Genomic DNA, 26032 nt, shown 5'->3' on the forward strand with positions numbered 1-26032 from the left:
AGAACTGGATGAAGAAGGCGAACACAGGCGCGGACCTGGACTGGTTGCTCGACGACCTGGTCGGCCGGGTCGTCGGCGCCAGGCACGCGGTCGTGCTGTCCGCGGACGGTCTGCTCGTCGGGCGATCCGCCGCGTTGTCCAAAGAGGATGGTGAGCACCTCTCGGCTGTGGCTTCGGCGTTCCAGAGCCTCGCGCGCGGCACCGGCAGGCAGTTCGGCGGCGGCAAGGTGCGCCAGACCATCGTGGAGATGGAACACGCGTTCCTGTTCGTCACCGCGGCGGGCCAGGGCACGTGCCTCGCCGTGCTCGGCGAGGAGGACGCCGACGTCGGGCTGATCGCGTACGAGATGAACCTCCTGGTCAAACAGGTCGGATCGGTGCTCAACGCGTCGCCGAGACACGAACACCTTGGCGTGCCGACGTCATGATCGCCAGCCGCGACAACTGGGTGGACGACGAGGCCGGGCCGCTGGTGCGCCCGTACGCGATGACGCGCGGGCGGACGAGACCGGCGAACCGCGACCTGAATATGATCACGCTCGTGGTCGCGGCCAAGGACGACGTCGACACGGTCACGCTGGACGCCGACTACGTGGCGATCCTCGAACTGTGCCGCCACCCGCTGTCGATCGCCGAGCTCGCCGCCCGGCTGGACGTGCCGATCGTGGTTGTCAAGGTCCTGGTGTCGGACTTGATCGAACTGCGGGAAGTAATAGCCCGCAACCCCTCGCGCGATGTCAGAGTCCCAGACATGAAACTACTGCAGGCGGTGCTCGATGGTGTCCGACGACTCTGAGGCGATGCCCAGCGCGGTCAAGATCCTCATCGCGGGCGGGTTCGGCGCGGGCAAGACCACGATGGTCGCCGCGGTCAGCGAGATCGCCCCGCTGTCGACCGAGGAGCTGCTCACCGAGGCCGGGATCGGCGTCGACGACCTCGCCGGCATCGAGAACAAGCTGACCACGACGGTCGCGCTGGACTTCGGCCGGATCACGCTCAACGACCGGGCGATCCTGTACCTGTTCGGCACGCCGGGCCAGGGCCGGTTCTGGTTCATGTGGGACGAGCTGGCCTTCGGCGCGATCGGGGCGGTCGTGCTCGCTGACACCCGCAGGCTGGAGACGTGCTTCCCGTCGATCGACTTCTTCGAGAAGCGCGACGTGCCGTTCGTGATCGCGGTGAACTGCTTCGAGGGTGCCGCGCGCTACGAGATGGCCGAGGTGCGTGAGGCGCTGGACGTCGGGGAGGACGTGCCGATCGCGCTGTGCGACGCGCGTGACCGGGAGTCCGCCAAGGAGGTGCTGGTCACACTGGTGGAGTACGTGCTGAGCAAGCAGACGTTGGCTCGTGCCACGATGTAGGTATGGCTCGCCTCAACTTCGCCGAACTCAACGACACGATCCGGTACACCATGTGGTCGGTGTTCCGGGTCGAACCGGGCAAGCTCCCCGATGACCGCGGCCCGGCGGCCACCGAGGCGCAGTCCTACCTCGACGCGCTCGACGACAAGGGCGTCGTTGTACGGGGCGTGTACGACGTAGCGGGCCTGCGCGCGGACGCGGACTACATGATCTGGTGGCACGCTGAGGAGATCGAGCAGGTACAGGCCGCGTACACCGGGTTGCGGCGGACCGCGCTCGGTCGCGTGTCCACGCCGGTCTGGAGCCAGGTCGCGCTGCACCGGCCCGCCGAGTTCAACAAGAGCCACATCCCGGCGTTCCTCGCCGGTGAGGAAGCCCGCAAGTACGTCTGCGTGTACCCGTTCGTCCGGTCCTACGAGTGGTACCTGCTGCCGGACGAGGAGCGCCGCAAGATGCTCGCGGAGCACGGTCACATGGCCCGCGACTACCCCGACGTGCGCGCCAACACCGTCGCGTCGTTCGCGTTGGGCGACTACGAGTGGATGCTCGCGTTCGAGGCGGATGAACTGCACCGGATCGTGGACCTGATGCGTCATCTGCGCGGCAGCACGGCCCGGCGGCACGTGCGTGAGGAAATCCCGTTCTACACCGGCACGCGGCTGCCCGCGGCCGAGCTCGTGACCAACTTGCCGTGATCAGTTCGGTCGTTTCCCCGGGGCGCCGAGGCTAATTGGGTAGCGCAAAGCCCGAATGGTGGTGAACCATTCGGGCTTTCGTGGTGCTGTGGGAATTCGATCAGTCGTAGCCCATGCCGTCTGTGTTGGTACCGCAGTCGTAGCCCATACCGTTCTGGCAGGTCTGGTCGTAGCCCATGCCGTCGGGGCTCGGTGCCGCGACGGCCGCCGCCGCGCCCGAAAACGCCAGTCCCGCGACTGCCGCCGCGCCCGCGACCAGCATCACGATGCGAGTGGGTGTCCGCATGATTTCCTCCGCACGCCGATTCTGTGGAGATCGGACGAAAATGTGCCTACAGAGTGGCAGTGCGGCAGTAATCGGCAATCGAGCGCGCAGTAAATAGTTGGCCAACGATGGGTTGCGGCGCCGAAAAGTGAACAGCGCTGAGCAATCGAAACAATTCTACGGCCATTGTTGGGCTGTCGAGCGAGTATTGTTAAGGTCGCGTTCACCCAGTATTATCCTGATCATGTCGCGGCCAGGCACGCTCATCGGCCGGGGTGCGGAGCTGGCCCGGCTGTCCGGTTGGCTGCGCGCGCTCGGAACCGGTCGCGGCCACGGCGTCCTCGTCGAAGGCGAGCCGGGGATCGGCAAGTCGATGCTCGTGCGGACGGTCTGCGCGCAGACCGGGTTCCCCGTCTACTGGGGTTCGGGCGACGAACTCGGCCAGGACCTGCCGCTGACGCCGTTGCTGGACGGATTGCGCGTGCACCGCAACGGCTCCGGCGGGGCCGCGGACACGCGGCGGCAGACGATCGCCCGGTTGATGCGTGGTGAGGAAACCATCGGCCACGGTGTGGACGTCGCCACCGCGATGGCCGAACACCTGTTGGCGCTGCTGGAAGAACTGTGCACGGACGGACCGGTCGTCCTCGTGGTCGACGACCTGCACTGGGCGGATCGGTACACCGTCGCCCTGTGCGGCAGGCTCGCCCGCCTGGTGCAGCAGATCCCGTTGCTGTTCATCGGGATCACCCGCCCGGTGCCCCGGCGCGCCGAGCTCATCTCGTTGCGCAGGTCCATCCCGTCGACCGACCGGATCAGGTTGTCGCGCCTGGCGGACACGGACGTCGAGATCCTGCTGGCCGAACTGGCCGGTGGCAAGCCCAGCGACCGGCTGCGCAGGCTGGCCGCCGGTGCGGCCGGAAATCCCCTGTACCTGACCGAGCTGCTGGGGTCACTCGAACGCGGCGGGCGCTTGTTCACCACCGAGACCGGCCTGGTGGAGACGACAGTCGAGCGCACACCGAGGTCGTTGTCCGCCGCGATCGCCGAACGGCTCGAGTTCCTGCCGCCGCACGTGCTCGAGGTCCTGCGGTCCGCGGCGCTGCTCGGCACGGACTTCTCCGTCGGCGACCTGGCCGTCGTGTCGGGCCAGGGCACGGTCGAGCTGATCCCCGCCATCGAGGACTCGCGCGCATCAGGAATCCTGACCGAGGCGGGGGACTCGCTGGCGTTCCGGCACCCGTTGATCAGAGCCGCCCTGTACGAACAGATGCCGCGGTCGGTACGGGCGGCGTGGCACCGGGACGCGGCCAAGGCGCTGATCGGAGCCGGTGCCCCGGTCGACCGGATCGCCAGGCAACTGGTGCCCGCGGATGCCACCGACGAGGACTGGGTGGTGGGGTGGCTGGACAAGGCCGCGCCCGTGCTTGTCGGGCACGCGCCCAAAGTCGCCGTCGAGTTGTTGCGGCGCACAGGAACCTGCCCGGAGTTGCTGGCTGACGCGCTGTACCGGATGGGTGAGCCCGCGGAGGCGGTCACCGTCGCGGAGCGCGCGTTGCTCGATGACCCCGCGCCCGACCGATTGGTGGAACTGCACCGGATCATGACGCAGTGCCGTTCGCTCGCCGGGCGGTCCGATGAAGCCCTGGCGGCGCTGAAATCCGCGTTGCGGGCGCCCGAACTGCAGCCGGTGCACCACGCGAGACTGCTTGTCCTGGCAGCACGGGCCTACCGCGGGCTCGGCCGGGTGGACGAGGCGGAAGCGCTTGCCCGTGAGGCGTTGGAGCAAACCGGGGACCGGTGGGCCACCGGGTGGGCTTTGCACGTGCTGGTGCTCGTGTCGATGATGCGCGGCACGAGCGACGAGGCGCTTGCCTTGCTGGAGCGGGCGCTCACGGTCGCGTCGGACGACCCGGACCTGACGGATCTCGCGTTGCTGGTGCGGATCAACCAGGCTGTGACACTCGGCGACCTGGACCGCTACGACGAGGCCATCGACGTGGCCGGCCGGATGCGCCAGGAGGCCGAACGCACCGGCAGCCTTGTCCGGCTGACCCAGGCGCACAGCGCGATGGGCCAGCTGCTGCTGGAGACCGGTGGCTGGGACGACGCCCTCGCCGAGGCCGACGCGTTGCCTGCCGAGGTGAAGGACCCGAGCGTGGTCTGCTGCGACCACGGCATCGCCGCGACGATCTGTTTCCACCGCGACGACCCGGACGCCGCCCGACGGCACCTGGCCGCCGCGGCGCCGTTCGCCGACCACGTCGGTCTGCGTGCGGTCGCCCAGCTGTGCCTGGCCCGCAGCCTGGACGCGGAGTACGCCGGGGACCCGGCTGCGGCGCTCGCCGAGCTCGTCGACGGCCTCGCGGACAAGACCGAGATCGAGGACATGCTCCCGGACGCCGTCCGGCTGGCCGTCCAGGTCGGCGACCTTGACGTGGCACGGACGGCAACCACTCGTGTGCAGGCGCTTGTGCGGTCGTCGCCGCGGTGGCGTGCGGCCGCGTTGTACTGCTCCGGCCTGGTGGCCGACGACCCCGAGATGCTGCTTGCGGCGGCGGGGAAGTCCAACCGGCGGCTCCCGAAGGCCAAGGCGTTCGAAGCGGCCGCGACGGCCTTCGCCGCCGCCGGGGATCTGAGCTCGGCCCGGCCTGCCTTCGCCATGGCGGCCGCGGTGTACGAGGAACTCGGGGCCGCGTGGGACATCGCGCGGCTGGCGTCGGTGCAGCGGGCGGCCGGGATCCGCCGGGCCCCGCGTGTCGCGCACAGGAAGGCGACGCACGGCTGGGAAAGCCTCACCCCGACCGAGTCGAAGATCGCCGCGCTGGTGGTCGAGGGCCTGACCAACAGGCAGATCGCGGCGCGGCTGTTCCTGTCACCACGGACGGTGGGAACGCACGTGTCGCACGTCCTCAACAAGCTCGGTGTGCACTCGCGGACGGACATCGCACGGGAGGCCGGCCGTCGCGCCAGTGGCTAGAAACTTGCGGATATCGGCCGTTCGGCCACTCGTGCGCCGCCTCCGCGCGCACGAGGATGCACGCGTGATAGTCGAACTCAGGCAGTACACCCTCAAACCGGGGCAGCGCGACACGCTCGTCGACATCTTCGAACGGCACTTCGTCCACACCCAGCAGGCTGTGGGCATCACCCTGATCGGCCTGTTCCACGACCTCGACAACCCCGACAAGTTCGTGTGGCTGCGGGGGTTCCCCGACATGGAAAGCCGCAGGACGGCGCTGGCGGCGTTCTACGAGCACGGCGAGGCGTGGCAGACCCACGGTCCTGCGGCGAACGCCACGATGATCGACTCCGACGACGTGTTGCTGTTGCGGCTCCTGGGAAAAACAGCTACCGAGGTTGTGCACGGCCAGTACACCGCGATCATCTCACCGGATCCGGTCGTGGTCGCGGATCCGGTCTTGAGCTTCGAGCCTTACGTCACCGAGAACACCTACCCGCGATTGCCGGTACGCGCGGACAAGATGTACGTCTCCATCCAACCCGGTGACGGTAAGGGGCTCAGGCTGAAGCCCACGGCCGGATCCGCGATGCGGTAGGTGTTCTCTAGCGGGGGGCACGGAGTCTGCTCCACAACGGCAGCAGGTACCAGAAGAACACGAACCACGCCAAGGCGCCGCCGGTCAGCCACGAACCCGCGTTCATGCCGAGTACGACGGTCAGGATGAGCAGCAGGGCGGAAGTCAGCGCGAGCATCAGCAACCCCAGTCCGCACAGCGCGAAGCGGTTGGCGTACCGCACGAGCTGTTCCTTCAGCCGCTTGCGGAACACCATGCGGTGGAAGGCGGCAGGCGCGATCAGCAGCGCGTTGGCGGCCGCGCCGAGCACGAGGCTGGCGACGTAGACGTCCCGCTGGAAGAGGCTGAAGCTGGCGAACCTGGGGGTGAACGCGACGGTCAGCAGGAATGCCAGCAGCAACTGCACCCCGGTCTGGGCCACGCGCAGTTCCTGCAGGATCTCGCCGTAGTTGCGGTCGAGTCGCTGGATCCGGCTCTCGCCGCGGACGGCGTAGTTCCAGCGATCGTGCTCGCTGTCCAGGAGCCGGTGCTCGGCCCGGTGCTGGGCGGTGTGGTTGGGGTGCATGAACACACAATGACTCGGAGGTGAACACAAGACATCGGTCGGTTGACGTAGATCGTAAGGGGCGGAGCACCCCCGGGATGGGGCGGTCCCGGAGGTGCTCCGCTGGGGACGGTCAGTCCCAGTCCACTCAATTCACCTTGTAGGCGTTGATGATCGTCTGCTCGACGGTGTTGCCCGCCCGATCGGTCGCCTTGGCCCGCAACGACACCGACGTGGCGTCGTTCGGGTGCTGGACGATGGCGAGCACGTTCGCCACGATCGTCGTCGCCGTCCACGTCTGCCCGCCGTCGAACGACGCGTCGACGGTCAGCGTCTTCGGCACCGTGCCCTGGTTGCTTGCCTGCTGCTGGACGGAGACCGGGATGATGAACGACTCACCGGCCGGAGCCGAGTTCGTCGCGTCCAACGCCGGGGTGTACCGCACTGTGGACAGCGGCAGCCGGACCGGGTCGGTGCCCGCCGGGCCGGACCGGAACGTCCACGCGGCGCGGATCGTGGTCGAGACGTCCGAGACGCCACTGCGGACCGCTTCCGTGGTCAGCGTGTACGAACCCGTGTCGGCCGGGACCTGGAACTCGCCGTAGCCGGGATCGGTCGATTCGCCGACCTTCTTGCCGTCGCGGTACAGCACGGTCGACGAACTGTCCACAGCGGACGACCCGGAGTTGCCCGCGCCGTCGCCGAACAGCGGGATGTTCGCCAAGATCGTGTTCTCCGACCGGACGAGGTACTGCCACGGGCTGCGGGTCTGCGGCAGCGCGGGCGCGAACACGCCGCGGTTGTAGGATTCCTCGTACGTCCGGCCGGCCTGGAACGCCTTCACCGGGCTGGTCAGCTGGACTTCGATGGTGTTGCCGTCGGCGGACATCTGCCACAGGCCGGGGCGCCACGCGACGTCCTCGGTGGAGTAATACTCGTTGCGGTCACCGGGCAGCTTCACGGGAAGCAGCGCCGCCCATGCGCCCGGTCCCTCACCGAACTTCGGGTACGGGAACGCGTACCGCAGGCCCGACTTGCCCGGCACGGTCGCGCCGAACGAGCCGTGCACGTGAGCAAGATTCTCTTTCTTCACCACCCTGGTGAAGCCGGTGGGCACCGTGCCGTTCTGGTAGAACGCCACGCCGTAGTACTCGCCGCTCGGGTTGTCCCACTGGGTGTTGATCTGGGTGATCAGCTCCTGCGGGGGCAGTTCCGGCCCGATGTGCGCGGTGCGCAGCGTGCTGATGTCGCCACCGAACAGCACCCAGCCGTAGCCGAACGAGGACTTGCCTGCCGTCCGCCGGTACGTGAAGTCCGTCAGCAGCATCCGCGCCGACGAGTCCGGCACGGTCACCTTGGTCGGCTTGGCACGCCGGAAGTCCAGATCGATCGTGGTGTCCTCGGTGAGCGTGAACCCGGGGTAGGACAGCCAGTTGATGTCGGCCGCGGCCAGCGAGCTGTCCACGACGTACTTGCCCTTGGGCAGGCGCACCGTCGCGCTGCCGTCCGGATCGAAGGCGGAGCTGAACTTCTGGGTGTCCAGACCGTACAGAGTGGTGCGGGCGTTGCCCGCCGGAGCGCCGTCCAGCCCGATGTGGTTGACGGTCAGCGAGTAGCTCTCCGGCTCGCGGTTGACCGAGACGGGAGTGCTGATCGACGCGTCACCGGAGGTGCCGGTGAGCGTTCCGGAGTAGACGCCGTCGACCCCGTCGACCCTGGTGTCGGCCGTGACGGTCACCTTGGCCTCGCCGCCCGCGGGCACGGTCACCTTGGCGGGGGACGCGGTCAGCAGACCATCGGGCGCCTGCTTGCCGTCCGGGCCAAGAGCGTTGACCTTGACGTCGAACGTGACGTCGGTCTTGCCCGCGTTGCGGTACGTCACGCCCTTCGCGACGGGCTGGTCGTCGTCGTGCGGCCAGAGTTGCGTGCCGAGGTTGACGCTGGTCGGCGACGAGATCACGGCCTGCGTGATCGCCTTGGCCACGTCGATCCGGCCGGAGCCCTGCTCGAACGCGTTGAGCTTGGCGTTCGGCTTCGCCGACGCCGCGAGCGCCGCCTTGAGCTGCTCGCCGTTCCAGTCCGGGTGCACCTGCGCGAGCAGCGCTGCGGCACCGGCGACGTGCGGGGTGGCCATCGAGGTGCCGGACGCGGCGACGTACCCGTCGACGACCGGCGTTCCCATCCGGCCGTTGGCGGCCTTGGCCGCGGCGATGTTCACGCCGGGCGCGGTGACATCCGGCTTGATCCCCGCGTCACCGACCCTCGGACCACGGCTGGAGAACGGTGCCAGGCTGTCGTCGCGGTCGACGGCACCGACGGTCAGCGCGGCGTCCGCGCTCCCCGGCGAGCCGACGGTCTCCGCGCGCGGGCCGCTGTTGCCCGCGGCGATCACGAACAGCGTGCCGTGCTTGGCGGACAACGTGTTCACGGCCTCTTCGAGCGGGTCCACCTCCGGGGTGTCCGGTGCGCCGAGGCTCAGGTTGACGATCTTGGCGCCCTGGTCGACCGCCCACTGGATGCCCTCGATGATCCACGAGTCGTAGCCGGAGCCGTTGTCGTCGAGCACCTTGCCGTCGAGGATGTTGGCGCCGTACGCGACGCCCTTGTACTTGCCTGCCTGCTTGGCGCCGGTGCCCGCGATGGTGGACGCGACGTGCGTGCCGTGGCCGACGCGGTCGACCGCGTCGGCGGCGTCGGTGAAGTTCTTCTCGGTGACCTCACGGGTGGCCAGGTCGGGGTGCGTCTGGTCGACGCCGGTGTCCAGCACGGCGACCTTCACGCCCGTGCCGGTGAAACCGGCCTGCCACGCGGCAGGAGCGCCGATCTGCGCGGTGCTGCGGTCCAGCGAGGCAGTGCGTTTGCCGTCGAGCCAGACCTTCTTGACGTTCGCCGAGGTCAACGACTGCCACGCGGCACCGGTCTTCTCGGCGGTGACCGCCGAGGCGTTGAGCGCGGGCAGGCTCGCTGTCGTGGTGGCGCCCGCGATGCGCGCTCCGCTGTCGGATCCGGTGGTGTGGCTGATGATCAGGGGCAGGGTGGCCCGGTGGGCGTCGTCGTAGCCGGACTCGGCCAATGTGGTCACGTCGAACAGGCGCTCATCCAAACGCCCTTGTGTGAGCAGGGAAAGAGCGTCTTGCGGGACGACGAAAGTGTGGCCGTCGTGTTTGTAGGTCGAGAAGGCGAGTTTCTCCCGGCCCTTGCCGGGGATGATGGTGCGCACGTCGTACGCGGCATCGACGGTGACGACCCGGTCACCGGTGATGAGGGTGACGGACTTGCCGTCTGGTCGAGCGTTTTGCGCGGCGACGGCGGTTGTCACCTGCGCCGTGCTCAGCGCTACCCCCAGGACGAGAGCCCCGACGCCGATGCGTCTCGCGGCTCGTTTCTTGACTGAATGCACCTGAAAAACCTCCCGATCGGTTTTCCGCACACCCCAGACATCGACGCTGAGAAGTCGATGAACCACTGTCCGTGGTCATCGCAAGCTATCGGCACCACCATGGGGTGACAAGTGCCCGGTGGAGCAATCTCGAAAGTAAATTTCCCCAGCGTGGTGTTTACAGGCGTTCGCTGAGCACCCCATCGGGGGAGACGAGTAGGCCACCCTGCGGCGTGCCGCCTCCACACTCCGGACCACTCGGGTACAGGGTCTTCGGCGTGATCACCAGGCGCGGAGCGGCCAGCTCGGCACCGGCTGGATCGATCAACCGAAGCGTGACATCGACCGGCTCGCTCACCAGAGTCGGCAGGTCGGCGAAGGAGTTCTTGCCCCCGGTCGGTTCCATCCGCGCGCCACAAGCGCTGTCCGGTCCGCCCGTGGCGCACGGCATCGGCCGGGCCGCGGTCGACGGGTACAACTCGAGCGCGGTGTCGGTGCACGACCCGTTCCAGCAGGTGGTCATCCGGGCCGAACCGACCTTCGGCGAGTACGCGGGGTCGATGTCGAGCGAGATGCCCTTCCTGGCCGCCGCCCCACCGCACTCAATCGGCGAGTCACATCCCGCGACCAGTGCGGTGGCGGCCAGCAACGCGGCGACGGCGAAAGTCCGGTTCACACCGATGGGACGGCGCCTACCGGCTTTTCGTTGCACGTCTGCGCCACCACTTCACCCTCGGCAGGTGCCCGTTCTCCCGCAACCATTCCACGAACCCGGCCGCGTCCTCACGCGCGCGTGACCCGACCGTTCTGGGATGTGCTCGGGCGTACTCGGCGAAAAGCGGGACGAATCTGTCCTCGAGGTCGGTGCACACATCCGGCTGGATCATGGCGACGACCCGCCGCCGCTTCGACCGCAGCGCGGTCGCCTCCACATCGAGTCGTCGTGGGTCGAACCCCGGTGGCGGTGGGCCGTCCGCCAGCAGGGCGCGCAGCAGCTGCGCCTGCTGTTCGGCGAGCCGGTCTCGTTGCGGCTGTGTCATGGCGGCGTCCCTTTCCCTGTCACAGCCGATCCCGGATCGCCTGGAGCTCGGCCGCCAGCTCGGCGTCGGTGGGGTAGTCGCCGTCGCGCTCCAGCAGGACACCCGGCGGCCTGGTGCGTTTCACCAACTCCGACAACAGGTCCAGCACCTCCGGCAGCACCGGGTGCGTGTGCGTGTCGTGGTAGACGCCGTGGTGTTCCTCGCCGCCAGCGACATGCAGGTACGCCAGGCGTTCCAACGGCAGGTCGTCGAGCAGTTTTTCCGGGTCCTGGCCGAGGTTTCGGGCGTTGGCGTACATGTTCGCGACGTCCACAAGCAACAGACAACCGGTGCGTTCGGTCAGCTCCGCGAGGAACTGCGCCTCGGTCAGCTCCGCGTCCGGCCATTCCAGCAACGCCGCGATGTTCTCCAGCGCGAACGGCACGGTCAAGTTCGCCTGCACCGCTTTCACGTTCTCCACGAGGACGTCCAACGCTTCCTTCGTGCGCGGCACCGGCATCAGGTGCCCGGAGTCGAGGCCGCCAGCGCGGACGAAACAAACGTGGTCGCTGGCCACCGGCGCGTCGAGCACGTACGCCAGCTTGGCCAGGTGCTCGACGCGTTTCATGTCAACGGGTTCCGCGCCGCCGACCGACAGCGAAACCGCGTGCGGCAGCACGGGCGTGCCACGTTCCCGAAGCACCACAACGGACTCCGGCAGCTGGTCCGGATTCAGGTTCTCCGCGACGACCTCGACGAAGTCCACCCCGGGCAGCCGCTCGACCGTGATGTCGATCTCCGATCGCCACCCGATCCCCACACCGAGTTCACGCACCGCCTCAGCCTCCTGACCCGCATATGGGTGTTGTCGCTGCCGCCGAGAAAGCGGAGTCCACCATCAGGAACCGCCGCCGCCGCAACCGCCGCCGCCTCCACAGCTACTGCCGCTGCTGCTACTGCTTCCACAGCTACTGCTCCCCCCGCAGCTGCTGCCGCCGACCAACACTGTCGACCCGTCGCCGGTGGATCCACCGCGGCGACGTGGTGTCGAACTGGCCTTCGGCCGCACCGGGAACAGCTTCGAGATCAGCGGATCAGGGTACGCGGCCATCCCGCGGTGAGCGACCAGCGCCGCCGCGCCGCTGCCGCCGGTGTCCGCACGCTTCAACAGCTTGCGCGCTGCTGCGGTCGGGCCTCGTTTGATCGGGCGCATGGCCAACACCGCCGCCACACACGTCACGATGAGCAACAATGTCAGATAGCCGATCGGAGAGCCGAGATTCGCGCCGTTGACCGCTCGTACGACGCCGACTACCAGCAGCACGACCAACGGCGAGGCCGCGAGGAACACCGTGCCACGTCCCACGTGATCGACGAGCAGGCCGCGCCGCACGAGCACGGACTCGACCTCGTCGAACACCGACAGGCGCATGACTCGGAGCTGGTAGTAGTCCACCATGCGGCCGGGGCGGGCAGTGATGTCCCTGAGCAGCCGCTCTTCCAACGTCGACGCGGGCTTGTGGACCGAACCCCGTACCGCGTGCAGCCGCCCGCTGCGGTCGACGCGGACCACGCCGTGGTCGACGAGGTTCGCGATCGCCGACTCGGCCATCCTGGTCCGGCCACCGGCGAGGAGCGCGGTCTCCTCGACCGTCAGCGGATCCCGTGTGTTCGTCGCGCCCGCCGCCCGGAGCCGCCCGCGCAGCAACAGCGTCGCGATCACGGCGACCGCGAGGCCGCCGCCGTAGAGCCATAAGAACGCCGGACCCGAAATACCCCAGGGGTTCATCGCCCCTCCCCTCTGTGTACGGGTCGGCCCGGGGATCACGATCCCCGGGCCGACCCGTCTCCCTCATTCTTTTTCCTACCCCCCGCAGCCGCCACCCCCGCAGCCGCTGCTTCCCCCTGCGTCTCCTCCTCCGGTACTGCCTCCATCGCCGGCCAACCACGCCGACGCGACCATCGCCCCGCCCAGCCCGCTGGCCGCGTGGATCCCGTGTGCGGATCCACCGAGCAGCGAGGCCCGGATGAGCTGGTCGGGGTGGCTCGCGAATCCGCCCACGGCCACCAGTTCGACCGGTCTGCTGGCCGGCGCGGTCCCCACCGCGTCGGCCCCGGCGAACGTCCTCGGGCAGATCGGGTGCCGGTACAGCGCGTACCCGATCAGCCCCGTCCCGATCAGCACCAGCGTCAGCCAACCGATCGGCCGTCCCGCCGTGATCCCGGACATCCACCGCGCCACACCGGCGGCGAACACCGCGGCGACCGGGACCACGCTGATCAGCTTGCGGTGCCTGGCCACCTCGTGGTCGACGAGGTAACCCGCCCGCACCAGACCCGCTGCCACCTCACCGACCGAGTCGGACCCGGCCAGCCGGTGGGTCAGCATCGTGACGGACCTCCGGCCGTGCCGCACCACGTCGGCCAGAACAGTGCGCTCGACCGGGTTGGTACCCCCTGCCCGACCGGCGACCTCCAGGTATCCGTCGCGAGCCGCGCGCAGCTGGCCGGTCTCGACCAGTTGGGCGACCGCGGCCTCCACCACGCGTCGCCTGCCCCCGGTCAGGCAGGCCAGGTCCAGCGCCGTCAACGACCCGCCGGGTGCGGTCACCGCACCCGAACGGGTCAGGATTCGAACAGCGAACGAAAACAGCAAAGCAACGGAAAACCCGAGCAGATAAATACCGATGAACGTCGGTCCTGGTATTTCCCAGGTGTCTTCCATGATCTTCCCCCTCTCTCCCCAGAGAGCCGGAAATCAAGTGGAGACACCACTTTCTTCGTCGAACGGGCACCCGGCAAGACGCCTTGACGAAGATTTAGGGTTGTGTTGGGGGTAACTTAGGCTTCCGCGCCGCCGCCCTCTTCGGGGCGCAGCGTCAGCGAGATGCTGTTGATGCAGTACCGCTGGTCAGTGGGGGTCGGGTAGCCCTCACCCTCGAACACGTGTCCGAGATGGCTGTGACAGGTCGCACAGAGCACCTCCACGCGGACCATGCCGAGTGCGCGGTCCTCGCGAAGAATAACGCTGTCCCCGGCCAGCGGGGAGAAGAACGACGGCCACCCGCAGTGCGAATCGAATTTCGTGGTACTGCGGAACAGCTCCGCCCCGCATGCGCGGCACGCGTACACGCCGACGGTCTTCGTGTCGGTGTATTCACCGGTGAAGGGCCGTTCTGTCCCGGCCTCGCGGAGCACCGCGTACTCCTCGGCGGACAGCTCCTGCCGCCACTCCTGGTCGGACTTGACCACGCGAGGCGTGACACCGGTAACGGGCTTCATGGACACCTAGCCTCCGAACCTACGACAGGATGAACACCAGCGCGTCCCACGCCGCGACGCCCACCCCGATCAGGATCAGGCCGATCACGAGCAGGGCGAGCATCCGGTAGTGGCCGCCGAGGCGGTTCGCGGAGTCCGCGAAGTCCGAGATGCCACCGAGGTATCCCTCCACGGTGTACCCCGACCGGCTCTTCTCGATCCGGTCGAGGTGGGCCGCGAACTCACGCACCTCGGGGTCATGCGGGTCAAGACCCTCGAGGTCCTCGCGAAACCGCTGTGACGCGGGCTCATCAGGGGACGCGCTCACTGCCATGTACAACACGGTAGCCGGTCAGCTTGATTCCCGGCTCCCCAAAACCCGCTCGTCCGCCACCTCGCCGGAGCGGACGTGCACCATGGAGGTGAACCCCCATTCCTCCAGCCTGCCCAGTTGCGCGCCGAACTTGCCGCGCCGCTTGATCGCCGTGACCTGGCGACCCTCCGCGCGCAGCCGCCGCGCCACGGCCAGGACCTCGGCCGGGGTGACGTCGGCCTCGTGCAGAACGGCCACCGCGTCCGTGCGTGGAGCGGCGTCGAGCAGGTTCACGATCCGCTCGAAACCGATGGAGAACCCACAGGCAGGCACGTCCTTGCCCAGCGAGCGGCCGATCAGCTTGTCGTAGCGGCCGCCACCGGCCACCGACGCGCTCGTGCCCGGGTGGCTGACCTCGAAGATCTGCCCGGTGTAGTACCCCATCCCGCGGACCAGCGTCGGGTCGAACTCCCACCCGATCTCCCGGGTCGCGGCCAGGTCGGCGAGCGCGGTCGTGGTCGCCACCAGGTCGGCCGCGACGCCCTCCGGCAGATTCGGCACGGCGTCGGTGAGCTGGTCGGCCAGTTTGGCCGGGTCGAGGCCCTGCAACGCCGTGATGGCCGTCTGGACGCCGTCCGCCTGCTCAGGGCTGAACCCGGCCCGCTCGGTCAGCTCCTTGCGCACCCCGTCCCAGCCGATCTTGTCCAGCTTGTCCAGGGTGATGAAGAACGCGCCTTGCGCCTCGGGCGCGACTCCGGCGCCTTCGGCGAGGGCGGACAGGAACCGGCGGTCCGACAGGCGCACGGTCGTGCCGGGCAGACCGACGGCTTCCAGCGCCTCCGTCGTCGCCTCGATCAGCTCGGCCTCGGCCAGCACCGACTCCTCGCCGATCACGTCGATGTCGCACTGGTAGAACTGGCGGTAGCGGTCCTTCTGCGGCCGCTCGGCCCGCCAGACCGGGCCGATCTGGAACGACCGGAACGGCGTCGGCAAAGCGGCGTGGTTGTTGCCGTAGAACCGGGTCAGCGGGACCGTCAGGTCGAACCGCAGGCCGAGGTCCGCCAGCTCGTCGACGCTCGCGGGCAGCTCGGTCAGGCCGCGGCGGAGGATCTTGAAGATCAGCTTCTCGTTCTCGCCGCCCTGGCCGCCGGTCAGCCGCGCGATGTCCTCCAGCGCGGGCGTCTCGATGCGCTGGTAGCCGTACCGGTGGTAGACCTCGGCGATCCGGGCCAGGACATGATCGCGCACGGCGACGGTCGCGGGCAGCAGGTCACGAGTGCCCCTTGCGGGGCTGTTGTCCATCTTCACCGGTAGTCCTCATCGAGTCGGATGCGTTCTCCAAAACTACCGGGCGCGTGCCACTGCATTTGTCACTAGGGTTGCCCCATGGCTTCGAAGGCTGTCGAGCTCCCGGTCGGTGATCGGACCATTCGCGTGTCCAATCCGGACAAGGTGTACTTCCCCGAACGCGAGATCACCAAGCGCCAGGTGGTCGAGTACTACATCTCGGTGGCCGAGCCGCTGATCAAGGCGTTGCGGGACAGGCCGACAACCCTGAAACGGTACGTCGACGGCGTGACCGGCGAGTGGTTCTACCAGAAGCGCGTGCCCAAGGGGGCGCCCGACTGGGTGCGGACCGCGACGATCAAGTTCCCGTCCGGCCGGACCGCCGACGAGATCTGCCCGACCGAACCGGCGGTGATCCCGTGGGCGTCCAACCTGGGCACGTTCGACTTCCACCCGTGGCCGGTGCGCACGCCGGAGGTGGACCACCCGGACGAGTTGCGCGTGGACCTCGACCCGCAGCCGGGCACGGACTTCGCCGACGCGGTGAAGGTCGCCGGGGTGCTGCGGGAAGTGCTGGTGGACAACGGGTTGACCGGCTACCCCAAGACCTCCGGCGGACGCGGCATCCACGTACTGGTCCGGATCCGGCCGGAATGGGACTTCATCGACGTGCGGCACGCGGTGATCGGCCTCGCGCGCGAGGTGGAGCGCCGGATCCCCGACCTGGCCACCACGGCGTGGTGGAAGGAGGAGCGCGGCGAGCGCGTGTTCCTCGACTTCAACCAGGCCGCGCGGGACCGGACGATCGCGTCGGCGTGGTCGGTGCGCGGCACCCCGCGCGCCACGGTGTCGATGCCGTTGACGTGGGACCAGTTGTCCGATGTGGACCCGGACGACTTCGACATCTTCACCGTGCCGGATTTGCTTGCCTCGCAAGGGGACGCGCACGCCGACATCGACGCGGAGGTGTTCGGCATCGAGTCGCTGCTCGAGCTGTACTCGAGCGACCCTCGCGGCGAGATGCCCTACCCGCCGGACTACCCCAAGATGCCGGGAGAGCCCAAGCGGGTTCAGCCGTCGAGGGCCCGGCCCGACACCGACTAGCGGTGGGTCAGGGCTTGCGGGCCAGGCCCGCGACGATCAGGCGCTGCGGCCGGACGAGGGGCCGCACCCTCGGCCCGTCCGGCCACCACTCGGCCGCCGCGACGATGCCCGGCTCGACCAGGTCGAGACCGGCGAAGAAGGACTCGATCTCCTCCCGCAGGCGGAAGAACCCGCTGCCCATCGGGCTGTTGGTGAGCAGCCGCTGTGTGCGCTGCGCCGACTCGCTGTCCTCGCCGCTGCCCGGGTCGAAGAAATGGCTGATGGCCACGTAGGACCCCGGCGCGAGCGCGTCCACGTACACCCGCATGAACTCGCGGATGGCTTCCGGGTCGGCGCAGTGGTGCAGCGTGCCGATCTGGTACAGCGCGACCGGTTGGGAGAAGTCGAGGTAGCGGTCGATGTCCGACCGCTCGAGCAGTGCGGGCGCATCGGTCAGGTCACCCGCGACGAAATGCGTCTGCTCGTTCTCGGCGAGCAGGGCGCGGCCGTGTGCGAGCACGATCGGGTCGTTGTCCACGTAGACGACCGTCGCGTCGGAGTTGAGCCGCTGCGCGACCTGGTGGGTGTTCTCCGCCGTCGGCAGGCCGGAGCCGAGGTCGAGGAACTGGCTGATCTTCGCCTCGCCCGCGAGGAACCGGGTGACCCGGATCAGCCACTCGCGGTTGTCCCGCGCCGCGAGCATGGCGTCCGGCGACTGCTCCAGGATGGCGTTCAGGATCGCGCGATCGACCTCGTAGTTGTCCTTGCCGCCCAGTCCGGCGTCGTACACGCGTGCGATGCTCGGCTTGGTGATGTCGATCTGCGGTAAGTCCATCGCGACATCCTGCCAGAACCGCCGGTCTTTGTCGGGGTCACACCTTGCGCCCCAGCCCGGCGAGGAACAGGCGCTGGGGCGTGATGAGCGGTTTCACCTGTGGACCGTCCGGCCACCACCGCGGGGCGAGCACCAGTCCAGGTGGCACGAGCTCGAGGTCGCCGAAGAACGACTCGATGTCCGCCCGGCTGCGGAAGTAACCGCTGCCCATCGGGCCGTCGGACATCACCCGCTCCAGGTCCTCGGCGGCGGGCCCGTCCTCGCCACCCGGGTTGTGGAAATGGCTGATCGCGACGTACGAACCGGGCGCCAGCCGCTCGATGTACTGGCGCATGATCTCGCGGACCTCGTCGGTGTCCTTGACGTGGTGCAGCACGCCGATCTGGTAGAGCGCCACCGGCTCGGCGAAGTCCAGGTAGCGCACCACGTCGGAGTTCGCGAACACCTCTTGCGGCTTGGTCAGGTCCGTCGAGATGAAGTGCGTGCGGTCGTTCTCCTCCAGCAGCGCACGGCCGTGTGCGAGCACCATCGGGTCGTTGTCCACGTACACCACCGTCGCCTCGGGGTTGACCCGCTGCGCGACCTGGTGGGTGTTCTCGGCTGTCGGCAGGCCGGAGCCGAGGTCGAGGAACTGCGAGATACCGACCTGGCCCGCGAGGTAACGCGTGACCCTGATCAGCCAGTCTCGGTTGTCGCGTGCGACGATCGCGTGGTTCGGGACAGCGGCGTCGATCGCCCGCAGCACTTCGCGGTCGACCTCGTAGTTGTCCTTGCCGCCCAATCCAGCGTCGTAGACACGGGCAACGCTCGGCCTGGTGCTGTCGATGTGCGGGAAATCCACCCCGCGCATCCTGCCAGAGAGGCCGTCAGCCAGGCAGCGCGCCCACGGTGTCCCTGATCTGGCCGCCGAGGCCGCTCGCGCCCTGCCTGGCGCAGTGGGCGCAGCAGAAGAAGCGGCCCTCGACCTCGACACCGTGTCCGAGTATCCGGCATTCGCAGTGTTCGCACCGCGGCGCCAGCTTCTGGATGGCGCACTCGAAACTGTCGAACGTGTACACGTCGCCGCTGACGGTCCGCACTTCGAACGCCATCCAGTAGTCGTTTCCGCAGACGTCGCACCTGGCCATCTCATGCATGCGCTGAGCGTGCGACGGGGGCGGGGCAGCGGCAACTCGGGACTCGAACGGGTGACAGAACCGTCCGGGCGCGCGCGATCCACTGTGCAGCAGATAGGAAATGTTGTATATCGTCTGACTTTATATTGTCGATTTTGTGTACCGTCAGAAATTGGCACAGAAGAAGACGATGTAGGTACTGCATTTGGCGGCTTTCAATGCAAACGTCTGCCACTAACCTTCGGCGCTACTCGAGCAACGCGGTGCTGCGCTACGGAAGCACTTGGGAGAGGACAAACTTCGCATGCGTCGGAAACGACTTGTCGTTACCGCCTTGACAATGGCGCTGGTGACGGCAACAGCGAGCTGTGCGGCACTCGGTGGATCCGCCGAAACACCGCAGGGCGGCGGTGATCTGGAGAAACCGACGATCAAGGTCGCCGACCTCAAGATCATCGACAGCGCGCCGATTCGCCTCGCGGTGGACAAGGGGCATTTCAAGGCCGAAGGCCTGAACGTGGAGCTGACCACCGGCGGGAAGGGCTCGGTGAACGTCGACAACGTGATCGGCGGGTCCATCGACATCGGACTGACCAGCTACCCGCCCGCGATCGCGGCGGTGGTGAAGGGCAAGAACGACATCAAGATCGTCGCGGACGCCATGACCACGACGGAGAACCTGTTCCTGCTCGTCGTGGCGAAGGACGGGGCGGTCAGGACCGTGAAGGACCTGATCGGCAAGAAGATCGGCGTCAGCTCGAAGGGCGGGATCGGTGAACTGGCGCTGCGGTCGCAGATGGCGATCAACGGCGTCATCATCACCAACGAGCAGTACTTCTCCATGCCGTTCGCCGACATGCCCGCGGCGCTGGAGCGCAACGACATCCAGGCGGCGATCATGAACGAGCCGTTCCTCACCCAGACGTTGCAGGCCAAAGGCGTCTCCAAGCTGCTGTCGCCGTTCAGCGGGTCGACCGCGGACTTCCCGACGTCCGGCTGGATCGCGAAAAGGGACTTCGTCGAGAAGAACCCGAAGACGCTCGCGGCCTTCCAGCGAGCGATGGCCAAGGCGGTCCAGGACGCGCAGGATCGCGGCACCGTCGAGGCCGCGGTGGTCAAGTACGTCGGTGTGCCGCCGAATGTGGCTTCGCTGATGACGATGCCGGTGTTCTCGTCCAGCACGGACGCCCGCCGCTTCCAGCGAGTGGTCGACCTGATGAAGGAGACCGGCGAGCTGCCGAAGGGCACCGACCTCGACATGCGCACGATGGTGACCGATCCCCAGTAGACAGTCGGGGCGCCGGGGAGCGCGGGCTCCCCGGCACTTGTCCGGCGTCAGCCCAGGCGGTGCGTGCGGTACAGCGTGGCCACGAACGGGATCGCGAGCGTCGGCGTCCCGCGCCGCGCCGCGTGCCCGGCCAGGTGGTCACGCAGTTTTCCAAGCAGGGCAGCGCGTTCATCGTCCGGTAACGAGATCGTCGCGCTGTAGGTGAAGTGCATCGCGCAGATCTCGTCCGGCGTCATCTCGCGTTCGTAGTCGACGACGTGTTTCTCGATCGGCCCGAACGGCAGTTCCGGCGGCAGCTGTAGCCATTGCACCGGCTGGCCGGGTATGTGCGCCGACAGGATCACGTTCTGCACTTCGTCGAGCCACAGGTCGCTGTCGCCGCGGTCGTGCCACGAAACACCGAGAACGCCACCGGGTTTCAGGCACCGCGCGGCTTCCGCGCCCGCTTTGGGCGGATCGAACCAATGCCACGCGTTGCTGGAAACAACGGCGTCGGCGTGGGCGTCCGCAACGGGTAGATCCTCCGAACTGCCGACGTGCACGGAAGCGCCGGGGAACTTTTCCCGCAGCCATGCGACCATCTGCGGATCCGGGTCGACCGCGATCACCCGGCCTGCCCGTTTCAGCAGAATCCGGGTCATGTGGCCGGTACCGGCGCCGACGTCGACGACAACACCGGGGTCCGCGGGCAGCAGCCAATCCGCGGCGAGTTCCGGCACGGCGGGGCGGTGCTGGTCGTAGTGGGCGGGATCGGCACCGAAAACCAATCCGGGCTGAGCCGTCATTCGGGGAGTCCTCCAGTCGGTGGCGAAAAGCACATCGAGGCTAGCGCTGTTTCGATCACCGCCGGTACGGCCGATCGCCCTATTTGGTCGTTGGATTCGACCGCGCGTTGATGACGCGTTCGACGGGTACACCGCACGCTTCGGCGCGTTCACAGCCGTGCGGCAGCCAATCGAGTTGACCGGGTGCGTGCGCGTCGCTGTCGATGGCGAACTCGCAGCCGATCTCCACGGCCATCCGCAACAACCGCTTCGGCGGGTCGAGCCGTTCGGGCCGTGAGTTGATCTCGACCGCGACACCGTTGTCCCGGCACGCCTCGAAGACCGCCTTCGCGTCGAAAGTCGACTCGGGCCGATCGCGTTTCGCGGTGCGCATCCGACCTGTGCAGTGACCGAGGATGGTGACAAGCGGGTTGCCGACGGCCCTGATCATCCGCCGGGTCATCTCGGCGGACGGCATGCGCAGCTTGGAATGCACGCTGGCGACGACGATGTCCAGCTCCGCAAGCAGATCCTCGTCCTGGTCGAGTGCGCCGTCGAGGAGGATGTCGACCTCGATACCGGTAAGGACGCGGAACGGCGCGAGCTCCTCGTTGAGCTCGGCGACGATGTCGAGCTGGCGGCGTAGCCGGTCCGCGGTGAGGCCGTTGGCGACGGTGAGGCTGGGGGAGTGGTCGGTCAACGCCATCCACTCGTGGCCGATGTCCCGTGCCGCCTCGGCCATCTCACGGATGGTGCTGCCGCCGTCGGACCACTCGGAGTGCGTGTGGCAGTCGCCTTTGAGCGCGGCACGCAACGCATGCCCACCAGCGACGGGAATTGTCGCCTCCTCGATGAGCCTGCCGAGGTAGTCGGGCTGGCGGCCGGCGACGGCATCGCTGATGACACCCGCCGTCGACTTCCCGATGCCCGGCAGCTGCGTGAGCGTGCCGCGTCGGGCGCGCAGCCGGACCTCGTCGTCGGACAGGCCGTCCACTATGGCCGCGGCTTTCCGGAAGGCCTGGACCTTGAACGTGGGTTCACCCTTGCGTTCGAGGTAGAACCCGATCTGCCGGAGTGCTTTCGCAGGATCCATGCGTACATCATGGTCCTTAGTACGATGGATCGAGTGCACATGGTGGAGGGAGAGCCGATGTCGCAGGACTACGTCGTGCGTTACGTCGGCGGACCGCTGGACGGACGCGTGGACACGCTGTCGGAGCTGCCCGCGACGTTGAAGGAAACGGTGACCCACGTGCACCTGCACGGAGGGCCGAAGATCGTGCACCACTACGACCTGCACTACGCGGTGGAGTACGGCTGCGAGTACCGGTTGCGCGGTGGTGCAGAGTAAGGCCCATGCTCTCCGACAACGACATCACCCAACTGCGTGACGCGCTGGAAAAAGGCAAGCCCCCAACAGTGTGGTTCACAGGACGGGCAGTGGGCGTGGACCCGGGGAAAGCGGGGAAAGTGGTGTCCTTCGCGAACCCGGCGGAGGGCGACTTCATAGAAGTGAAGCCAACGGGCTCCCAGGACACCCTGTCGTTCTCGAAGGCGGAACTGACCCTGACCCGTCCGAAACAGCGTCCGGCACCGAAGAAGCCCTCGCCGCCGCCAGTAGCCGAGCCCGCGGCCGAGCAGATCTACCAACCGGAGCCAGCGGCACCGGCCGAGAAGAAGAAGGCCGCGCCCCGCCGTCGCACCGTGCCGCCCGCCGAAGTGACGGTGACACTCCACTCCACACCACGCGGCGACTGGACCGTGGACGTGGTGGTGGGCAAGAAGCGGAGCGTGCGCTCGATGCCGATCCAGGCGGCGGCGATCCACAAGATCGCGAAAGAGCTGCCGAACCAGGTGGAAGAAGCGATCAGCGCGGTGATGGCGGCGGCGCGGCAGCAGCACGAGGAACGGATCGCGTTCCTGCAGGCCGAGCTGGACGCCGCCAGGCGAGCGCTGAACGAGTTGACTTAGGCGGTTCGCAGGTGCGCGACTAAGGAACGGACGTCGACGGTCAGGACGGCGGACGGGTTCTTGCTGTCGCGCACCCGCCGAAGATGCCGATCAACCTCGACACAGTCGGTGGCTTGGTGGCTGTGGCTGCTCTTGCGCCACTCGTTCTCGGTCATGCCTCCAGTGTGGCGAGAACGGAGGCTACGTGGTCCATTGACTCCTCGGGCCCCATCACACACTGGCGGATCGCATCCACTGCGGACTCGTAGGCGGTGATGTCCTCGTCGTCGACAAGGAACACGCCGCTCTGAAGATGCTCGATGTGAACGACGGTGGGCTGGAAGCCGAATTTGTAGAGCACGAACGGTCCAACGAACCCTGGGTGCCATTCGCCGGTCATGCGCACAAGCTGCACGGTGATGGCATCTAGTTTGCTCATGGCGTGCAAGTGCCGGAGTTGATCGCGCATGACCGGTGGTCCGCCGATGCCACTGTGGATGGCCTGCTCACCGATCAGGACGACCAGTTCGGCCGGGTCTGCGCGCATGAAGACGTCTCGGCGCCCCATCCGCAGCGTCACCAGCGTCTGGATTTTGGATGGCGACAGAGTACTCTGGCTGAATATCGAGCGGGCGTAGTCGCTGGTCTGCAACACGCCCGGGATGACTAGTGGAGACCAATAGGTGATGTGTTGCGCAGTGCGCTCGCACTCCAGCATCCCAGCCATTGACTGTGACACACCGTAGGGCGCCGGGCCGGAAGCCAGCCAGGCCGTGTTGTCCGAGTCTTGCGCCAAGGCCATGATCTTGTCGCGATCGGCCTGATCGATTTTCAACACGTCAAGCAGGGCCGCGACATCTGCGGCAGTGGGCAAGATGTCGCCGCTCTCCCACCGCCCGATCGTGGAATGCGCCAAACCGATCTGTGGCGCGACATCTCGCATGCTCAAGCCCGAGGACTTGCGCGCCTGTCTCAGCACTGCGCCCAATGTCCGCGCTCGCGGCAGACCGGGACTGGAAACTCCCACCCCTGCATCCTAGAGGTAACTTCGTGCGACAAGTCTTCGCCCGATCGATACATTGCGTAACTGTCGCGCGACATGAGAGCGTTGCGCGACTGTCGCATTCATGATCGTCAAGGTGAGGGAGCTATGGCCGGGGATCGAGCCGAGCAGAACTACTACGGAAGGCAGTTGCAGCGAGAACTGAGAAGACTTCGGGTCGAAGCGGGACTCACCCTCGGTGAGGCGGGACTGCGAGCACACGTCGACCTGAAGAAGCTGAGCCGCATCGAGCTCTTCCAAATGCCCTCGTATCACGAGCTGGCGCTGCTGCTCGACGTCTACGGCGTGGCCTGCGCCGAAACGCGGCAGTACCTGGATCTCTGGGAACTCGCCAAGCAGCCGAGTTGGTGGCGTCGCTACACCAAGCTCGACAACGACTACTTGCGCATGGAGGACCGTGCCGTGGCGAAGACCGAGTTCCAACTCGGCTTCTTGCCCACGTTGCTGCAGACCGCGGCCTATGCGCACAAGTCCCTGGCGACGGCAGTAACCAACCGCGCGGCCCGCAACGACCTGGTGGCGTTGCGGATGCACCAGAAGGAACGGTTGTTCTCGGTAGAACGCCCGCTCCGCCTACGTGCGTTGGTGCACGAACCCACGCTTCACCAGGGCGTCGACGAGGAGCAGCTTGCTCACTTGGCGGAATGCTCACAGCTGCCGAACGTCACGTTCCAGATCGTGCCGCAGTGCCGTGGAATGCACCTCGGCCAGCGCGGATCGGCGATCCTGCTGACTTTCGACGACGGCAAGGAGCCCGACACCGTGTTCACCGAGACCCACTTCGGTTTGGCGGAAGCCCAAGCGCCGGGGCATGTCTCAACCATCAAACAAGTGCTCGACCATGTGGCGAGGCATGCATTGAGCCCAATCGACTCGGCGGCCATGCTCCACCAAATGCTCGTCGGTCACCGATGAAGCGCCGCTGGATGTACGTGCTCGTCGCGGCCTTGGCAGTCAGTTGCAGCACTGTGGTGAAGGGGGATCCCATGTCGAATGCCCTGTCTTCGTGGTCGTTGTCTCACAGGGATATGCCCGCATGGGGAAACCTGCTGCACGCGTGGGCGTACCGCGACTCCCTGATCGTGGCCACGGATGGATATGTGATCAGCTACTCGCGGGCCAGTGGTGCGCAGCAGTGGGCCGTCGAGCCACCTACGGACGTTGCGGGTGTGCCGTTGTTCTGCGGGGCGACCCCGACCGTCGTTGGCGGCAGGATTGCCTTGGCCTATGGCAGTGAAACGCATGACCGGTTCGTTGACTGCACACACGCAGCTGTGGTGGATGTGGACACCGGCAAGCTCGGGTGGCACACGGCGATCGGTGACCCGCGTGAGGGCATCAACGGCGCTCCCAATGAGGCGTACCTCGACATCCACGGTGATCTGCTGCACGTCGGATGGGACGACTTCCTGTCGACCCACCGCATGTCCGATGGTGTGCAACAGTCCAAGATCGCGTTGAGGCACGACACGGGCCGCTGCTCGGTCCTGTCGATGACGTCGTTGCACCTCGTCGCTCGTTGCCTCGGGCCAGGTCTGCCCGATCTTTCTATTGCTTCGGTGAGCGCTACTGGGCGGTTGACAACGGTCAAGGATCACGCCAAGGCCACTGCGGGTCTCGCGATCATGGCTGGCCGCCTCGTCTCGACCTCGCCGCCGATCCTCTGGGTGCTGGACAACGAGACAGCCGGAGTCGCGGACTACCTCGTCCTCTCGCCGACATTCGAGGTCGCGCACCGCATCACGGGAACCGGGTCCGACCTGGCCATGACCAGCCTCGGACCACCGAATACGGAAGGGGGCATCCGTCAGTTCAGGACTCTGGTCGTGGATCAGACGTTGGTCACCGTGACCGTGCCTTATCCGGGCGGGCCGAACAGGGTGGTCGCCTATGACCTCGCGACAGGCCAACGTCGCTGGGAATCCCATGCCGAGAACGCTCGTATCGTCATGCCTGTCGCCGTTGAGGGCTCGACGGTGGTCATGGCCGCCGATGTCGGCCTCATACGGTTCAGCCTCACTGACGGCTCGGTCGCTTCGATCATCCCCTCGCCACCCCACGATGGCACGAGCGTGCTGGAGGACTACCGCTTCGTCTGGGCCGACGGCCGTGCCTACGCGATCCACAACGGCCACAGCACGTTCCTGCCGCTGATATACACCATGGGCTGACCCGCCTGAACGGGTGAATCAGCAGGTCGCCGGAACCAACCGGGCCCCAGTTCCGTCACAGTCAAGACGGGCCACGTCACCCCTTGATACCGTGGCTCGG

General features: G+C 67.4%; 30 protein-coding genes. 12 read left to right on the forward strand and 18 right to left on the reverse strand.

Translation table 11 applies throughout. The features are described from left to right. Positions 1 to 8 precede the first annotated feature (8 nt). The 4 genes from ALI144C_RS26835 to hemQ are packed head-to-tail and all read left to right on the forward strand — an operon-like array spanning position 9 to position 2056. Entirely contained in the window at positions 9 to 428 is a 420-nt protein-coding gene (locus tag ALI144C_RS26835) for a roadblock/LC7 domain-containing protein (protein ID WP_076989926.1), read from the forward strand. After that, a complete protein-coding gene (locus tag ALI144C_RS26840; protein WP_076989927.1) occupies positions 425 to 796 on the forward strand; it encodes a DUF742 domain-containing protein in 372 nt (123 codons plus the stop codon). The genes ALI144C_RS26835 and ALI144C_RS26840 overlap by 4 nt, the downstream gene beginning before the upstream one ends. After that, complete coding sequence (locus ALI144C_RS26845) at positions 777 to 1361, forward strand: GTP-binding protein (protein WP_076989928.1); 585 nt, start codon at positions 777 to 779, stop codon at positions 1359 to 1361. The genes ALI144C_RS26840 and ALI144C_RS26845 overlap by 20 nt, the downstream gene beginning before the upstream one ends. A 2-nt stretch (positions 1362 to 1363) precedes the next feature. Then, the gene (gene hemQ, locus ALI144C_RS26850) at positions 1364 to 2056 is read left to right on the forward strand and encodes a hydrogen peroxide-dependent heme synthase (protein WP_076989929.1); all 693 of its coding nucleotides are present in this window, start codon (positions 1364 to 1366) and stop codon (positions 2054 to 2056) included. Between the two features lie 100 nt (positions 2057 to 2156). On the opposite strand, the gene ALI144C_RS26855 is transcribed toward hemQ, so the two are convergent. Next, on the reverse strand, positions 2157 to 2342 hold the full coding sequence (locus ALI144C_RS26855) for a hypothetical protein (protein ID WP_076989930.1): 186 nt from the start codon (positions 2340 to 2342) through the stop codon (positions 2157 to 2159). Between the two features lie 223 nt (positions 2343 to 2565). On the opposite strand from ALI144C_RS26855, the gene ALI144C_RS26860 reads away from it, so the two are divergent. Both ALI144C_RS26860 and ALI144C_RS26865 read left to right on the forward strand, forming a co-directional pair. After that, positions 2566 to 5301, forward strand: coding sequence for a helix-turn-helix transcriptional regulator (locus ALI144C_RS26860; protein ID WP_076989931.1), 2736 nt, complete (start codon positions 2566 to 2568; stop codon positions 5299 to 5301). Positions 5302 to 5365: 64 nt separating this feature from the next. Continuing rightward, the gene (locus tag ALI144C_RS26865; protein ID WP_083753407.1) at positions 5366 to 5881 is read left to right on the forward strand and encodes an NIPSNAP family protein; all 516 of its coding nucleotides are present in this window, start codon (positions 5366 to 5368) and stop codon (positions 5879 to 5881) included. A gap of 7 nt (positions 5882 to 5888) precedes the next feature. Here the strand turns inward: ALI144C_RS26865 and ALI144C_RS26870 are convergent, their stop codons facing one another. From ALI144C_RS26870 to hisS, 10 genes are all read right to left on the reverse strand, one after another. Continuing rightward, positions 5889 to 6425, reverse strand: a complete 537-nt coding sequence (locus ALI144C_RS26870; protein WP_076990073.1) for a DUF6328 family protein — start codon at positions 6423 to 6425, stop codon at positions 5889 to 5891. Positions 6426 to 6552: 127 nt separating this feature from the next. After that, a complete protein-coding gene (locus tag ALI144C_RS26875; RefSeq protein WP_076989933.1) occupies positions 6553 to 9804 on the reverse strand; it encodes a S8 family peptidase in 3252 nt (1083 codons plus the stop codon). Between the two features lie 157 nt (positions 9805 to 9961). After that, a complete protein-coding gene (locus ALI144C_RS26880) occupies positions 9962 to 10459 on the reverse strand; it encodes a hypothetical protein (protein ID WP_083753409.1) in 498 nt (165 codons plus the stop codon). Between the two features lie 16 nt (positions 10460 to 10475). Beyond that, positions 10476 to 10823, reverse strand: coding sequence for a hypothetical protein (locus tag ALI144C_RS26885; protein WP_076989934.1), 348 nt, complete (start codon positions 10821 to 10823; stop codon positions 10476 to 10478). 19 nt (positions 10824 to 10842) lie between these two features. Next, positions 10843 to 11637 (reverse strand): DUF692 domain-containing protein, encoded by a 795-nt coding sequence (locus ALI144C_RS26890; protein ID WP_076989935.1) that lies wholly within the window; start codon positions 11635 to 11637, stop codon positions 10843 to 10845. Positions 11638 to 11700: 63 nt separating this feature from the next. Then, entirely contained in the window at positions 11701 to 12591 is an 891-nt protein-coding gene (locus ALI144C_RS26895) for a TIGR04222 domain-containing membrane protein (protein ID WP_076989936.1), read from the reverse strand. Positions 12592 to 12666: 75 nt separating this feature from the next. Next, entirely contained in the window at positions 12667 to 13527 is an 861-nt protein-coding gene (locus ALI144C_RS26900; RefSeq protein ID WP_076989937.1) for a TIGR04222 domain-containing membrane protein, read from the reverse strand. 116 nt (positions 13528 to 13643) lie between these two features. Then, the gene (gene msrB, locus ALI144C_RS26905) at positions 13644 to 14084 is read right to left on the reverse strand and encodes a peptide-methionine (R)-S-oxide reductase MsrB (RefSeq protein WP_076989938.1); all 441 of its coding nucleotides are present in this window, start codon (positions 14082 to 14084) and stop codon (positions 13644 to 13646) included. A 19-nt stretch (positions 14085 to 14103) separates the two neighbouring features. After that, positions 14104 to 14397: a hypothetical protein gene (locus tag ALI144C_RS26910; protein ID WP_076990075.1), complete on the reverse strand. Its 294-nt coding sequence runs from the start codon at positions 14395 to 14397 to the stop codon at positions 14104 to 14106. An 18-nt stretch (positions 14398 to 14415) separates the two neighbouring features. Further along, complete coding sequence (hisS, locus tag ALI144C_RS26915) at positions 14416 to 15678, reverse strand: histidine--tRNA ligase (RefSeq protein ID WP_076990076.1); 1263 nt, start codon at positions 15676 to 15678, stop codon at positions 14416 to 14418. An 84-nt stretch (positions 15679 to 15762) separates the two neighbouring features. Between hisS and ligD the strand changes: the two genes are divergently transcribed. Then, entirely contained in the window at positions 15763 to 16767 is a 1005-nt protein-coding gene (gene ligD, locus ALI144C_RS26920; RefSeq protein ID WP_076989939.1) for a non-homologous end-joining DNA ligase, read from the forward strand. 7 nt (positions 16768 to 16774) lie between these two features. Here ligD and ALI144C_RS26925 read toward each other — a convergent pair whose 3' ends face one another. Genes ALI144C_RS26925 through ALI144C_RS26935 form a run of 3 tightly spaced genes read right to left on the reverse strand, consistent with a single transcriptional unit; the run spans position 16775 to position 18708 of the window. Beyond that, complete coding sequence (locus ALI144C_RS26925; RefSeq protein WP_076989940.1) at positions 16775 to 17581, reverse strand: SAM-dependent methyltransferase; 807 nt, start codon at positions 17579 to 17581, stop codon at positions 16775 to 16777. 37 nt (positions 17582 to 17618) lie between these two features. Next, positions 17619 to 18422, reverse strand: coding sequence for an SAM-dependent methyltransferase (locus ALI144C_RS26930; RefSeq protein ID WP_237774323.1), 804 nt, complete (start codon positions 18420 to 18422; stop codon positions 17619 to 17621). 25 nt (positions 18423 to 18447) lie between these two features. Then, positions 18448 to 18708 (reverse strand): Prokaryotic metallothionein, encoded by a 261-nt coding sequence (locus tag ALI144C_RS26935; RefSeq protein ID WP_076989942.1) that lies wholly within the window; start codon positions 18706 to 18708, stop codon positions 18448 to 18450. Positions 18709 to 19045: 337 nt separating this feature from the next. Here ALI144C_RS26935 and ALI144C_RS26940 point away from each other — a divergent pair, with 337 nt between their 5' ends. Next, positions 19046 to 19984, forward strand: coding sequence for an ABC transporter substrate-binding protein (locus tag ALI144C_RS26940; protein WP_168211357.1), 939 nt, complete (start codon positions 19046 to 19048; stop codon positions 19982 to 19984). Positions 19985 to 20031: 47 nt separating this feature from the next. On the opposite strand, the gene ALI144C_RS26945 is transcribed toward ALI144C_RS26940, so the two are convergent. Together ALI144C_RS26945 and ALI144C_RS26950 are read right to left on the reverse strand one after the other, a co-directional pair. Then, the gene (locus ALI144C_RS26945; RefSeq protein ID WP_076989944.1) at positions 20032 to 20769 is read right to left on the reverse strand and encodes a class I SAM-dependent methyltransferase; all 738 of its coding nucleotides are present in this window, start codon (positions 20767 to 20769) and stop codon (positions 20032 to 20034) included. Positions 20770 to 20848: 79 nt separating this feature from the next. Continuing rightward, the gene (locus ALI144C_RS26950) at positions 20849 to 21841 is read right to left on the reverse strand and encodes a PHP domain-containing protein (protein WP_076989945.1); all 993 of its coding nucleotides are present in this window, start codon (positions 21839 to 21841) and stop codon (positions 20849 to 20851) included. A 39-nt stretch (positions 21842 to 21880) separates the two neighbouring features. On the opposite strand from ALI144C_RS26950, the gene ALI144C_RS26955 reads away from it, so the two are divergent. After that, entirely contained in the window at positions 21881 to 22099 is a 219-nt protein-coding gene (locus ALI144C_RS26955) for a hypothetical protein (protein WP_330359614.1), read from the forward strand. A gap of 5 nt (positions 22100 to 22104) precedes the next feature. Beyond that, positions 22105 to 22719 (forward strand): DUF6319 family protein, encoded by a 615-nt coding sequence (locus tag ALI144C_RS26960; RefSeq protein ID WP_076989946.1) that lies wholly within the window; start codon positions 22105 to 22107, stop codon positions 22717 to 22719. On the opposite strand, the gene ALI144C_RS54670 is transcribed toward ALI144C_RS26960, so the two are convergent. Both ALI144C_RS54670 and ALI144C_RS26970 read right to left on the reverse strand, forming a co-directional pair. Beyond that, positions 22716 to 22874: a DUF397 domain-containing protein gene (locus ALI144C_RS54670; RefSeq protein ID WP_143230882.1), complete on the reverse strand. Its 159-nt coding sequence runs from the start codon at positions 22872 to 22874 to the stop codon at positions 22716 to 22718. The two genes, ALI144C_RS26960 and ALI144C_RS54670, sit on opposite strands and share 4 nt — an antisense overlap. Beyond that, positions 22871 to 23677, reverse strand: a complete 807-nt coding sequence (locus ALI144C_RS26970; protein WP_083753411.1) for a helix-turn-helix domain-containing protein — start codon at positions 23675 to 23677, stop codon at positions 22871 to 22873. The genes ALI144C_RS54670 and ALI144C_RS26970 overlap by 4 nt, the downstream gene beginning before the upstream one ends. A gap of 171 nt (positions 23678 to 23848) precedes the next feature. Here ALI144C_RS26970 and ALI144C_RS54675 point away from each other — a divergent pair, with 171 nt between their 5' ends. Together ALI144C_RS54675 and ALI144C_RS26980 are read left to right on the forward strand one after the other, a co-directional pair. Continuing rightward, entirely contained in the window at positions 23849 to 24676 is an 828-nt protein-coding gene (locus ALI144C_RS54675) for a helix-turn-helix domain-containing protein (RefSeq protein WP_076989948.1), read from the forward strand. 113 nt (positions 24677 to 24789) lie between these two features. After that, positions 24790 to 25932: an outer membrane protein assembly factor BamB family protein gene (locus ALI144C_RS26980; protein WP_076989949.1), complete on the forward strand. Its 1143-nt coding sequence runs from the start codon at positions 24790 to 24792 to the stop codon at positions 25930 to 25932. Positions 25933 to 26032 lie beyond the last annotated feature (100 nt).

The sequence above is a fragment of the Actinosynnema sp. ALI-1.44 genome, from assembly GCF_001984155.1.
In the GTDB taxonomy this organism is placed as follows: Bacteria; Actinomycetota; Actinomycetes; order Mycobacteriales; family Pseudonocardiaceae; genus Kibdelosporangium.